This is a genomic window from Bacteroidota bacterium, assembly GCA_019637975.1.
Lineage (GTDB): Bacteria > Bacteroidota > Ignavibacteria > UBA10030 > UBA6906 > CAADGV01.
The window spans coordinates 44,962-58,428 of sequence record JAHBUR010000006.1; the positions used below are offsets into that span (position 1 = coordinate 44,962).

General features: G+C 52.4%; 9 protein-coding genes. All 9 read left to right on the plus strand.

The genetic code is table 11. The features are described 5' to 3' along the window. Positions 1–4: 4 nt before the first annotated feature. Positions 5–1,189, plus strand: a complete 1,185-nt coding sequence (locus KF749_04470) for a peptidoglycan DD-metalloendopeptidase family protein (protein MBX2990408.1) — start codon at positions 5–7, stop codon at positions 1,187–1,189. Continuing rightward, a complete protein-coding gene (locus tag KF749_04475) occupies positions 1,186–3,828 on the plus strand; it encodes a sigma 54-interacting transcriptional regulator (protein MBX2990409.1) in 2,643 nt (880 codons plus the stop codon). The genes KF749_04470 and KF749_04475 overlap by 4 nt, the downstream gene beginning before the upstream one ends. Positions 3,829–4,093: 265 nt before the next feature. Continuing rightward, positions 4,094–5,065 carry a hypothetical protein gene (locus KF749_04480; GenBank protein ID MBX2990410.1) on the plus strand — a complete coding sequence of 324 codons (972 nt, stop codon included), beginning with the start codon at positions 4,094–4,096 and terminating at the stop codon, positions 5,063–5,065. Positions 5,066–5,172: 107 nt separating this feature from the next. Next, a complete protein-coding gene (locus KF749_04485; GenBank protein MBX2990411.1) occupies positions 5,173–6,006 on the plus strand; it encodes a hypothetical protein in 834 nt (277 codons plus the stop codon). Positions 6,007–6,050: 44 nt separating this feature from the next. After that, positions 6,051–8,000, plus strand: coding sequence for a transglutaminase domain-containing protein (locus KF749_04490; GenBank protein MBX2990412.1), 1,950 nt, complete (start codon positions 6,051–6,053; stop codon positions 7,998–8,000). An 11-nt stretch (positions 8,001–8,011) separates the two neighbouring features. Continuing rightward, a complete protein-coding gene (locus KF749_04495) occupies positions 8,012–8,719 on the plus strand; it encodes a hypothetical protein (GenBank protein MBX2990413.1) in 708 nt (235 codons plus the stop codon). 264 nt (positions 8,720–8,983) lie between these two features. Beyond that, on the plus strand, positions 8,984–10,669 hold the full coding sequence (locus tag KF749_04500) for a hypothetical protein (protein MBX2990414.1): 1,686 nt from the start codon (positions 8,984–8,986) through the stop codon (positions 10,667–10,669). Positions 10,670–10,823: 154 nt separating this feature from the next. Then, entirely contained in the window at positions 10,824–12,269 is a 1,446-nt protein-coding gene (locus KF749_04505) for a PQQ-dependent sugar dehydrogenase (GenBank protein MBX2990415.1), read from the plus strand. 218 nt (positions 12,270–12,487) lie between these two features. Then, complete coding sequence (locus tag KF749_04510; GenBank protein MBX2990416.1) at positions 12,488–13,465, plus strand: NTP transferase domain-containing protein; 978 nt, start codon at positions 12,488–12,490, stop codon at positions 13,463–13,465. The last annotated feature ends 2 nt before the right edge of the window (positions 13,466–13,467 follow it).

The following is a 13,467-nucleotide window of genomic DNA, read 5'->3' on the forward strand; positions in this document are numbered from 1 at the left end:
TTGTATGAAGTGCGCGCTCTGCATAGTGATGTTGTTGGTGCTGGCGGCCCCCGCGGCCGGACAGGATGAAATCACGAAACGGAAGAATGAACTGCAGAACATCCGCAAGCAGATTCAGGATTTCGAACAAAGAATCAAACAGCAACAGGCGAGGGAGAAGTCGACGCTTGATCTTCTCGATTCGTACGACCGGAAAGGAACTCTGCTTCGCAAGCTGATTGCAAATCTGAGGGCGGACGCAGCAGTCCTGCAAAGATCCATTGAAAAGACAAAAGCCGAGTTAAACCAACTCAATGCACAGCTGAAATTCCTGAAGCAGCATTATGCGTCGTATGTGAAGTCGGCGTACAAGTCGGGTAGGGTCTATGATGTGGAGTTGCTGCTTTCTTCGCGCTCGATCAATCAGCTATACGTCCGCTCGTATTATTTGCGACGATTCACCGAGCAGCGCAGACGCGATGCGGACAAAATTGACGTAAAGCGTGGTGAAGTCGAGCAGGTACAGTACCGGTTGCAGTCGCAGCTTGCCGAGGAACGTCGTCTGATTGCGGAAAAAGGAGCGGAAGAAGATCGCTACACGTCGCTCGCCGCTGACCGCAAAAAAATTCTCGCCGACATCAGAAAAGACAAGAACACGTTCCAGCGGGAGATCGATCGTCAAAAAAGGGCCGCAAAAGAATTGGAGAACGTGATCGCCAGTCTGATTGAGGCCGACCGGTTGAAGAAAGAAAAGCGCGACGCCGCAGTCAAAGAAGGCGTACTTCCCCAACCTCCCCCAAAGACAGGTAATTTCGAATCGAAAAAGGGGAAGCTTCGCTGGCCTGTAAGTCAGGGACTTGTTGTGGCAAAGTTCGGCAATCAAATTCACCCGCGACTCAAAACGGTTACAACCAATACCGGAATTGATATTCAGGTGAAAGCCGGTTCGCCCGTCAGTTCTGTTGCCGATGGCGAGGTCTCGACCATACTCTGGTATCCGTCGTACGGCAATCTTCTCATCATCAATCATTACAACGGCTACCGCACCGTGTACACGCATCTCTCGGAAATCAGTGTCACCGAAGGACAGAACGTGAAGGAAGGCGATCTGATCGGGCGCAGCGGCGAAGCAATCGACGGCCCGCGGCTGCATTTTGAATTGTGGAAAGAACGCGAGAAACAAAACCCCGAACACTGGCTCAGCCGATGAAACCGTTTGTCCTGCCTGCCGCTATAGCTTGTGCCTCGCTTGTTATTACAATCATACTCGGCAGTCCGCTAAACTCTCTTGAGGAGCAGGTCACCTCGGTGAAGTACGGCCTGCGCGGTGACCGGCACGCCGACACGAACATCGTCATCATCTACATCGACAATGAGGCCGTCAAGGAACTTGGCTGGCCGGTCCGCCGCAATTTTCATGCGCTGATGATCAGCGCGCTCGCCGATCTGAAGGCGAAAGCGATCGGGGTGAATGTTCTGTTCGAGAACCCGAGTCCCGAATACCCCGAGTACGATCAGCTTCTCACTCGCATCGTTGGCGATGCGCGGTCTGTTGTGCTGAGTTCGTACTTCGAAAAGCTTGTGCTGAGCGGGTGGAAGCTCGCACGAATTGGTGATGACGATGTGCCGCTTGCGGAGGATGATTCGACACAATTGTTCGACTTTCCGCTTGTGTCGGATATCTACCGGTTGGGAGACGGGCTGCATCTTCCTATGCCTTCGCTTGTCCGGTCGGCAGCGGGTATCGGGCATGTGAATATTGAAGATGACGGAAGGATTTCGCTTTTTGTCGCAAGCGACCAGTTTGTGATTCCTTCGCTCGGAACGGAAATGCTGCGCCTGTATTCGGGCGTCAGCAGAAATGCGATACGCTTCGAACACAACCGGCTTGCGTTGCGCAAAGAAGGTAAGTTGCTCGAAATCCGCACGGATGAGGGGAAAGTCCGGCTGCATTTTCCGGGCAGGATTTCTTCGTTCACCCTCTATCCCTTTCTGGAAATACTGAAGTCGTACGATGCCCTTCGTTCAGGCCGCGAGCCTCTCATTCCGGTTGCCAATCTGAAGAACAAGATCATCCTCATCGGTGTCATCGCAGAAGGCCGGACTGAGACGTTCGCAACGCCGGTTGATCCGCGCTTCCCTTCGCTCGGACTTCATGCCGTGTTTCTTGATAATGCGCTGCATTCCGGATTCCTGCAGAGTGCGCCGTGGTGGGTTGATGTGCTGCTGGCTATGCTGCTCGGTTATCTCTGCGCATTTTCGGCTCTGCATTTTGTCTCCATGGCCCGGCGGTTTGTTCCTGTTGCGACGATATTCGCGGCAACCCTGATTTCATTTCTTCTGTTCTTCGCTATTCCGCTTGTGCTTCCCGTCGTTCCGTTGATCGTTGTTGGATTGATTTCAACGCTGGCTGCCGTGTTCTACAGGCATCGTTTTGTTCACGAACAACTCAAAAGAGCTCTGACTGAAAAAGAGCGCATTGCCGCCGAGTTGCAGGATCGTGAAGCAAAAGTTGTCGCTCTTGAGCGTGAGTTGGTTTCACTCGAAAGAAACAAATCCGCCGACAGAACGGCCGCGTTGCTGGAGGAAATCCGCAAATACAAAGCCGAGATTCATGCTCTGAGTTCACGCAGGGATGATATGGAGGAAGCGTCTGTTACTGATGCGGCAGGGGAAGCGCAGATGTTCGAGGGAATGGTCTATCAATCGGGCGGCCTGCTGCAAGCTGTTACGGATTTTGTCGGCAAGATCGCTGCGAGCGACGCAACCGTTTTGATTTTGGGAGAAAGCGGAACCGGCAAGGAAATGGTTGCCCGCGCAATTCACAGGCGGAGCGGCAGAGCCGGGAACGCATTTATTGCCGTGAACTGCGGCGCATTGGCGGAGAGTCTGTTGGAAAGTGAATTGTTCGGGCATGACAAGGGGGCATTCACGGGCGCCGTGAGGGAGAAGGCCGGCCGCTTTGAACTTGCCGACGGCGGAACGATCTTCCTTGATGAGATCGGTGAGGTGAACGAAGCGTTTCAGTTGAAATTGCTTCGTGTCCTGCAGGAGGGTGAAATCGAGCGCGTCGGCGGAACGAAAACCATCAAGGTGAATGTCCGGGTCATCGCCGCCACCAACAAGGATCTGAAACAATTGGTGAAGGAGAAGCGATTCCGGGAGGATCTCTTCTACAGACTGAATGTCCTTTCGGTCGAGCTTCCGCCCTTGCGTGAGCGACAGGAGGATATTCCGCTGCTTGTCAGTCATTTCATCGAACGGGAACATGCCGGGATGAAGGTATCGAAGAATGTATCGGACACGCTGCAACACTATGCCTGGCCGGGAAACATCCGTGAACTCGAGAGCGTGATTACGCGGGCGGTACTTCTTGCAAAAGCAGAGAAACGTCAGATGATCAGCATGAAGGACCTGGCAGACGAGATTTCCGCTGCCGCGAACAATGCCATTGCACTTGAGGATCAGATCCTTGAGTCGTTGCGGGAGAAGAAGTTCTCGCGCAGCGCAGTCACTGAAACCGCGGATGAGTTGGGCGGTTTGAACCGCGGCACTGTTGCGGAGTATCTCCGTGGCCAATGTCTCAAGGCTTTCGTCGAGCACACCTACGATCTCGACACGGCCGTTCGCTACATCTCCCTCTCGTCCGACGCGGCGGTCAACGAGCGCGTCAAAAGGAAAATGCAGGAATATCTTGCCAACATTGCCGGGGCCGTTGACTTCGACAAGCCTTGGGAAGAGATCAGACCCGCGCTTCGTCCGAAGATGAAAAACCTGCCGCAGAAGTACCACACCACACTTGAACAGGTTGCAGAGGCGTATTTCCGGCGTGTGTGGAAGGATTCCTGAAATTGCCTGAATTGCTGACTTCCCGCACTTCTTTCGCAATTTCCCGCACTTCCTGGAATTTGCCCTGACTTCATTCCGGCTGGTTCGCTTGGCAGGCCACCCCATTTCTTGCCAATTTCATGGTGAATTTGCAGATTTTTTGCATCAAAGAAAAATTCATCCCATTCGGTTGCCAACTGGCACGAGGCTTGACCTCTTTTGGGCAGAACTAAACAAACGAAGTTGGTCTGATGTCAAACAATAATCAAATACAAGGGAGGAAGGTATGAAGAAGTCTTTTGCTCTGCTCTGGACGATTGCCGTGACGGTGGGGTTGCTTGTCGCAGGGTGCAACAAAAGCACTAACGGGCCGGAAGCAGAAGGCGCTCCGGCAGGCGTTACCGATGAACAATCGGCAATGAAGGCGGCAGCAGAGAATGATGAGTTTGTGAAGAATGATGAACTCACGTTCGCGGATCAGGCAATCACCTCAACCGATTACGCATACGTTGCCGGACAGATTCAGGCTTCGATAACGCCCATCCGTTGGGGGCGGTTTATCACCAGCGTCACGCGTCAAACTACGGTCACGATTCAGCCGGGTGACACGATCGCTATTGTTCGCGTGCATAAAACGATCAACGGGACGCTCAAGATCCGCGCCATCACATTGCTGGGAGATACCGTTCTCGTTGAAAAACCCTTCAGCGATGAATCCGACCGCAACGTGATGTTCAAGCGTGTACGTCGCGGAGCCGAACGGTTCTGGCTGAATTGGATTCCCGTGGCAACATCATTGGTGGATGGCGGCACGCCGAACGGACAGATTGACATCAAGGCGATTGAACTGGCAACACGCGGCGGCACAACCATCACCATAACGGATCCGCTTCGCTACTTCCTTCGCTATCGCTGGCTGCGCTTGCCGCACGGCGATCGTGATATGCTCGAGTTCAACGGCACGGATACTGTCCGCGTAAAAGTGACATTGGAAAGCGCCTCGGCAGATACCGATCTGGTGGCGTTGCGATTCGGCGCCAACTCGCTGCACAGAAACCGTGCGCGCATGGTGTTGACAAGCCAGAATAATGGCGGTACACTCGGCTTTGTGAAGACGTATGAACAAAAGTTCTTCGTCCACAATCGTCCCGGCTATTTCCACGCGGGTGTCGAGGCTATGACAAAGGCGACATTGTACGACAACAACGTAAACGCCTACAGCGTCAGTTGGTGGGGCGTGCCGTACCGGGTGTACTAAGATGTGATGGTGGGGGAGAAGACGCAGCCTCCCGATTGCCGGGAGGCTGCGAATGTTTCACCGTTGAAGATGACGTCAAGTTTGAGCTTATTGAGGCGGTCCGAACAATGAATACGAAATTCTCCATAGCGATCCTGATCGCAACAATACTGGCAGGCTGCCAGAAGCCCACTGAGGTTCAGCTGAGCGATGACCAATCTCGGCTTGAAATTGAAGCGATCAGTGATGCGGATACGTCGCTCGACGGGACGGCGGTGGATACGACGGCGCTGCTGCCGCGTGATCATCGCGACTACGTCGGGTTTGCGACTGTCAGTTCCGTCAGGTCCGATTGGGGGACGGGCGTGCGGCAATCTGTGCACGCTCGTGTTGTAGTTGTCAACAAGTCAAACCGGATTCCATTTCATGACAGAGGTGTTTTTTTCGGCAGGCTGTTGGGAACCGTCCGCATCAACGGGGAATTCATGATTCCCCGCCTCCGTATTCAGGGCAATCTCGACAGCGGCGTCGAGTATGTGCGGGACATCCTGAACCATCTGCCCCGGCGGGTCTACACGTTCACGGCCGATTCCCTTGCTTCTCCCTTGACGATTGAGTCGCCCGAGAATCTTACTGTTACTTCGCCGGTTGGTGGACAACGAATCAACCGTGGAAGTGACCTTGAGTTGCGATGGTCGGGTCAGGGAAAAATATCGCTGATTATCAGCAAAGTGACAATCGAGCAGGGAGAAACGAGGGTGGTTCCGGTTCTGAATATCAACGCGAGACAGGCAGATGGCCGGGTTGTCCTCAGCAGAAGAGTTCTCAGCTTACTTCCTCGAGGCGACTATGTGTTCAGTTTTGTGGCATCAAACAGAGCTGAATACCAGACATTGCGGTATCAGGGGAAAGTACTGATGCAGGCATCATCAATTCATAATGTCCGGGTTGATTTGATTTAGGATCTATGTCACAAAAGGGTCTGATGATTGTTATGGGTCTTTGCATGACTCTCTCGAATACGTACGGCCAATCCTTGTTCGGCGCCCGGGCAACGGCACTCGGAGCGTACGCTCCCTTTGTTACCGATACGAGAGGATTTGTGAGCAACCCTGCAGGACTTGTCGGGCTTCGTGATTGGGAGTTTACCACCTCAACCTATATTGCCCGGTCGGACAATGGATTTGTTTTTCACGGACTTGCGCTCGGCAAAAGATTTCTCGACGACTTTGCCATAGGCGTACAGTATTCCCCCGGTTCGCTGCTTGAGTTTCTTGTACCGTCAGGCCTTTCCATCAACACGGGGGACAGCGTGGTTTCGCTTGACAAGCGTGTGGCCTATTCGGAAGATCTCGCAATCGGACTTGCATACAGGTTCGACGAGGATTTTTCAGCCGGCATCGGAGGAAGAGTTCGGCGCGAGAAAGTCAGCGACACGCAATACAAACTGATTCCCAAAGTCGAAATCGCAACAACAGAATACTCAAACCGGACTTTTTTGGCCGATGTGAGTGTCTCATGGAAGCCGACTCCGTTTTTCACGATAACCGGAATGGCGAAGAACCTCCTCGCTGTCGGCAGCTCGTCGCTTCCCGATGATCTATCAGAATTTGAAATGCCTGCAGACCGGACGTTTGAATTCGGCATGAAGGTCGACGCAGGTTCGGGCATCACGGCTGCAGGGGTCGGAAGCACGAATGAATCCGGTATGGCGGGATTCGAGTTCAGGTTGCCCTATAGTATCGCATTGCGAAGCAGCATCTACTTCGACAAGAATGAGTCGCCCTTTGCATACGCGTACGGCGTCGGTGCCGGATGGAGGTACGGCCTTCTCGAAGTGGATGCAGCCTTTCTCGGTTTCGTCAATCCGGACAGGCATTCCGGAACATTCGCGGCAGCCGACTTCAATGCCTCGCGCATCACAAATCTTGATTTGAATGCGTACACCCGGAACAAACTTGTGCTCTCATTGAAAGCCGTATTCGGCAACGTTCGGGAAAGCTTGTTGCGTATTCAGGGTGTTGAAATACTGAGCGGCGTCTATCCGTCGTCATACGAGTTGTTTGCATTTCGACCGATTGGCAGGGTTCGAGTCAGAAATATTTCCGACAAAACTGTTCAGGCGAAGGCGAGTATTTTTGTTGAGAGATTTATGGATGCTGCCACAGAGTCCGAGGCAGTGGAGTTACTGCCCGGAGAAGAAAAGGAAATTCCGTTTCAAGCGGTTCTGAACGATCAGGTTCGTTCAGTCGCGAAACTCACCGTCAGGGAAGCCAACGTGTACGTCTCAACGGCCGCAGGCGAACAGTACGACGATCGTGTACAAACCAGATTGTTGATTCACGCCCGCAACGATTGGGACGGCGACGTTCACTCACTCCGCTACTTCGTTACTCCCGATGATCCTGACATTTTGCGCTACACGCGTGATGTGTTACTGCAGTACAGGGATTCACTTGCGGCTGTTCCGAGGGAACTGGAGCCGCTGGTGAAAGCAAGGATTCTCTTTAATGAATTTGCGGGAAAGCTCGTCTATGTCGGCGACCCGAAGCAGAGCAACGACTATGTCCAATACCCTTCGGAAACGCTGGTGATGAAAAGCGGGGACTGCGACGATATGACGGCCTGCTTTGCATCGCTGTTGAGCAGCGTCGGCATATCAACCGCATTCGTTGACGTCGTGCCGCCGCAGAATCCCGAGAAGAGCCATATCTACATGATGTTCGATACGGGGCTCGATCCGAAGTTCGGATCCAGCGTGAGTGAAAATCCGAAACGATACGTCATCCGAAAAAATCGCCACGGCAACAAAACCATCTGGCTTCCTATCGAAACGACAGTAGTTGCGAAGGGGTTCGAATCGGCGTGGTCGTTGGGTGCGCAACAGTACCTTGAAGATGTTGAGATCAATCTCGGCCTCATCAAAGGCTGGGTGAAAATTGTTGATGTTAATTGAAGGAGGAAATCATGAAAGGCTTTCGTTCATTTCTTGTTCTCATCCTGACCTGTGTGCTTGCTGCAGCTGCGTTTGGCGGAGAGAGTATCTCCCTTCAAAAAGCGCAGGGAGAGGTCATGATTCGCGTGGGCGTAACGGAGACATGGAACAGAGTGAATGTCGGTGACGTACTGAATCCCGATGCAACCGTACGAACCGGCAAGAACAGTTCTGCCGTGGTCTTTCTCCCATCTACCAAGAAGAGGATTCTTCTCCCTCCTGAAGTGATGGTGGATATTTCCGACATGAGGGAACTGACGCAGGAAGAACTGATGCTCAAGTTGACAATGGAAAAAGTCCGGGCATCATCCTATGAGTGGAAAAGCAAGGAAATGAACATTCCGGGCACAACCGTTGTTCACGGTGAGGCGGGGGACAGGAAAATTGCATCATCGGAAGCCGGCGTTGAGGCGGGCCTTCTGCAACTTAACGGAATCCGTGTGTTGTATGACAACGGGTACTATTCCACCAGCGCGTTGAGAACGATAGATGTGTTGCGACGTTATCCTTCGCTTGGTGAAAAGTTCGAGTATCGGATGCTGGGAGCGCAGGCTCTGGAAAAGGCAAATTTGAAAGGGGAAGCTTTGAACGAATTTGTTCTTATCTCCCAACTGTCATCGCTCACGCGGGAACAACGCGATGTTGTACAGAACAGAATCTCCCGGTTGAAGAAACAGTAGAAAGCCACAACACAAACCGGTCGGGAAAACGGTTGCTTTCGAAAAAAAGAACGGCGTCTCTGTGGAGTCCAAAAAAACATCAGACCCGCTCCACAGAGTTCGCCGTTCTCTACTTAAGTTAGCGTATTTCTTTTCTGTTGCAAGAACAGGAACGGGTCACTCGAATCCTCCCTTGCTGCCGGTTGCGTTTTGTCCGCAATACTGTTAGTTTCGACCATTGTTGTTGAGCATTTTCTGCCCACGATTTTTTCACTCTCAGAAGCCATGACACGCCGGCATATTCTCATTACCTCGGTGTTCATTTTCGTCGCAACGATGATGACGTTTGTGAATGCTGTACAATCGGATTTCGTGAATTGGGATGACGATGCATACATCGTCAAGAATCCGCATATCAAGCAGTTGGATGGCACAACAGTGTCTTGGGCATTCTCGAACTCGTATTTCTATTCATGGATTCCCCTGACACTCCTCTCCCATGCAACAGATGTTGCCCTGTGGGGGCTGAATCCGAAAGGGCATCATTTTACCAACGTGCTGTTGCATTCATTCAATGCCACCTGGGTTTTTCTTGCGGGGATTCTGTTGTTTCGCCTGGCGGAGAGTGCCAGCAAGCATTCCGCATATGTGATGAGGGGCGGGTTCACGGCGGCAATGCTGCTGGGGAGCGGGGTGTGTGCGTTGTTGTTTGCGATGCATCCATTGCGCGTCGAATCTGTTGCGTGGGTCTCGGGAAGAAAAGACCTTCTCTGCACCTTCTTTCTTGTTCCGGCGTTCGCGTCGTATTTTTTCTGGCGGTTTCGCCGGCGCGAAAGATGGCTCGTCGCGACATACATTTTCTTTGCGTTAGCACTATTGACAAAGCCCGTAGCGATTATGTTCCCGTTTGTCCTCGTCATCGTTGATGCATGGTGGCTCAAGAGGGGAGAAACGAAAGCTGCCCTGTTCGGGTATTTTGTCGAGGGAAAAATCCTGATGATGGTGATGAGTGCAGCCGTGGTACTCATCAATATGTCTGGCCCCCGGGGTGTTTCAGGAAATGTGTTCGGGGAGATAGGAATTGTTGAGCGTCTGCTGTTCTTTCCCTATGCCGTGCTTTTCTATGTCTGGAAAATGCTGGCGCCGTTTGACTTGTCACCTGTGTACCCTGAACTCAACCGGACACTTCTCCTTCTTTCGCCTCTTGTTCTCGTCGCGGCGGCGTTTGCGCTGTTCGCGCTAAAAGCAAAGCGGCGCACAGGACTTGCGACGGCATTTCTCGCGTATATCGTATTCATAGCTCCCACGTTTGTCGGAGTTCCGACCGGACTTCAACCTCTCGCTGATCGATATACGTATCTTTCAACGATTCCGCTTTTTCTGTTTGTTGGCGGCTGCGGAGAATGGTGGTGGAGGAAATCATCGTCGTCGCCTGCGAAGCTGTATCAACGGGAAGCGTTGTTCGTTCTCCTGTTCATTCTCTGCGGAATCAATGCCTATCGTACAGTTCGCCACGTTTCCATCTGGAACAATTCCGTTTCGCTGTGGAGTCAGGCGGCACGGTATGCGCCGGCGTCACGGGAGGAATTTGAGAAGCGCAAACCTTATCTCAAGCCCGACTATCTTGATGCCTTGACCATGCTCGGAACGGCATATCACGACTCACAAAAACCGGAGAAGGCGGCCGACGCGTTCAGGATGATTGTCCTGCTTGATTCCTGCAATGCCGAAGGGTATCACCGTCTGGGCTACATTCAGGCCGGGCAGGGTTTTGTTGACAGTTCAAAGGCTTCCTTCAAGAAGGCGATTGCATGCAATGCCCGTCATGCAAAGGCCCATTTCGATCTTGGCATGTTGCTCACACAGCAGGATAGTTTGAGCGCTGCGCTTCCTTCGTTGCGTGCTTCCGCCCGGCTCGGCTTCCATGATGCGCAGGAATTCCTCCGCGTCCGCGGACTCGAGTGGCAGTAATCCCCGTGTTCATTATGTAGCAATTTTCATCTGCGAATTGTTGGCATCAATCCGCCAAGCAGAGTATATTATCAAACAAATAATTCCGGTGTCGTCATTGAACAGGCGGCATCGGGAAGTATGTTTCGTTCTTTTCCATATGTGAGGAGTAGCCATGAGGCGCATCATTCCGATCCTGCTGATACTTGCATTGTGCTTGCCTGAAGTCAGGGCACAGTTTAGCTGGGTGTCGGCGTATCCGAGTCTGCCAACGTTCAGTTTGCCGGTTGACCTGGTGAATTCCGGCGACGGTACAAACAGGATGTTTGTTGTTCAGCAACGGGGGATTATCTACGTTATCGAAAACTCTCCCACTGTTTCGGCCCGCAAAGTGTTCCTCAACCTATCCGACAGGGTATCGCAATCGGGCAGCGAAACAGGATTGCTCGGGCTCGCGTTTCATCCGAACTACCGCAACAACGGGTACTTCTATGTGAACTATACAGGCGGCTCACCCCTTACCTCGTACGTGGCGCGCTACCAGGTCAGTGCAGCCAATCCCGATTCGGCAGTACGCGAAAGCGAGCTGATCCTGATGTCGGTCGCGCAACCGTTTTCCAATCACAACGGAGGACCGGTGGTGTTCGGTCCGGACGGTTATCTGTATATCGGATTAGGTGATGGCGGCAGCGGGAACGATCCGGGCAATCGTGCCCAAAACAGATCGCTGTTGCTGGGGAAGGTTCTGCGCATCAACGTCGACAGCACAGCCGGGGGAAACAACTATGCAATTCCTCCCACGAATCCCTACTTCGAAAACACACAAGGGTGGCGGCAGGAGATATATGCCTACGGCATTCGCAACCCTTGGAAATTCTCATTTGATCGATTGAACGGCACACTGTGGTTGGGAGATGTCGGGCAAGATGCTCGCGAGGAAGTTGATATTATCATCAGCGGTGGTAACTACGGCTGGAGGTTGATGGAAGGATCGCTCTGCACACCCGGTGTGAATCCCAATTGCCTCGATACGGCAGGACTCATTCGTCCTGTGTGGGAATATCCCAACGCGGGTTCGGATATTGCCGTGACGGGAGGGTACGTGTATCGCGGTTCCCTGATCCCTTCAATGGTGGGTAAATATCTCTGCGCGGATTACGGGTCGGGCAAGACGTGGGCGCTCACATACACGGGTATTGGAACCGCAACCGCGGTGCTTCTTACCGACGAAGCGTACGCAATTTCGACGTTTGGCGAAGACGAACAGGGGGAAGTGTACTTATGTTCCTATAGTACTACGGGTCGAATCTACCGGTTGAACGGGCCCCCTTCATCGGTTAGTGAAATCGGAACCCCCGTTCAGTTCGGACTTGAACAAAACTACCCGAATCCCTTCAATCCGACTACTGAAATTCGCTTCCGGATAGCCGGAGACGGCTACGCCTCGATGAAAGTATTTGATATGTTGGGAAGAGAAGTTGCAACATTGGTGGATGAGCATCTCCCTGCCGGAACTCACGTCCGCACATTCGATGCCACCGGTATTGCCAGCGGCGTGTACTACTACAGGCTGGCTGCGGGAACATCGGTCGAGACCAGGAAAATGATTCTTGCCAGATAGAAAAAACGTACAAGCTTTCAGATCAACCCCTGCTCGAATCCGGGCAGGGGTTTTCCTTGTGTCTGATTGTTTGCAGAAACAGATTCTGATAACTGCTGCAGACACTCCGCATGCTTTGCGCGGGCTCACATCGCCTGCATTGCTTCTCTACGTATTGTTGCTTACCTTTATCAGCAAAATTTTCGTTACTGCCTGAACACGAAACAACAACGGGGAATATGCGAGCAATTATTCCGGTAGCGGGGGTGGGAAGCAGGTTGCGTCCGCACACGTATGCAATACCAAAAGTTCTTCTGAATGTAGCCGGCAAGCCGATTCTTGACCATATCATGGACAAGATTCAGGATGAGGGAATTCATACGGCCACGATCATCGTCGGCCACATGGGGGATATGATCAAGGAACATCTCACCAAAACCTACCCGAAATTCACATTAGATTTTGTTGACCAAGAAGAACGGCACGGACTCGGGCACGCCATCTACCTGGCAAAGCACACTATCAACGCAGAGCCGATACTCATCATTTTAGGCGATACGGTTTTTGATGTTGATCTTGGTCCCGTTGTCAGGTCATCAACGTCGGCGCTGGGGGTAAAGACTGTTGACAATCCCCGCAGGTTCGGCGTTGCGGAGACTGTGAACGGATATATCTCAAAGTTGATTGAGAAACCCGAACACCCGACTACGAATCTCGCCATTGTCGGGTTGTACTACATCACAAGTCCCCAACTGTTGATTTCGTGTCTTGACGAGATGGTGGAGAAGGATATACGGACAAAAGGAGAATACCAACTCACCGACGCGCTGCAAATGATGCTCGATCGCGGCGAGAAAATGGAAACATTCATGGTTGAAGGGTGGTACGATTGCGGGAAACCGGAAACACTCCTTTCCACCAATCGGGCGTTGCTGGAGAAGAAATCCACATCCCGGAAGATCGACGGTGTCGTGATTAACGAGCCGGTGTACATAGCGCCGACTGCGAACCTGCGCAATTGTATCGTCGGGCCGTTCACGACAATCGGGGCCAATGCCGTTATCAGCGACTCGGTGATCCGCAACTCGATCATCAGTGAAGATGCCCAGGTACACAAGGCGCTGCTGGATAATTCTATTGTCGGCAACAGTGCCGTTGTGCGCGGAAACTACAAGCGCGTGAATGTCGGCGGCTCGTCGGAGATAGATTTTTATTAGTC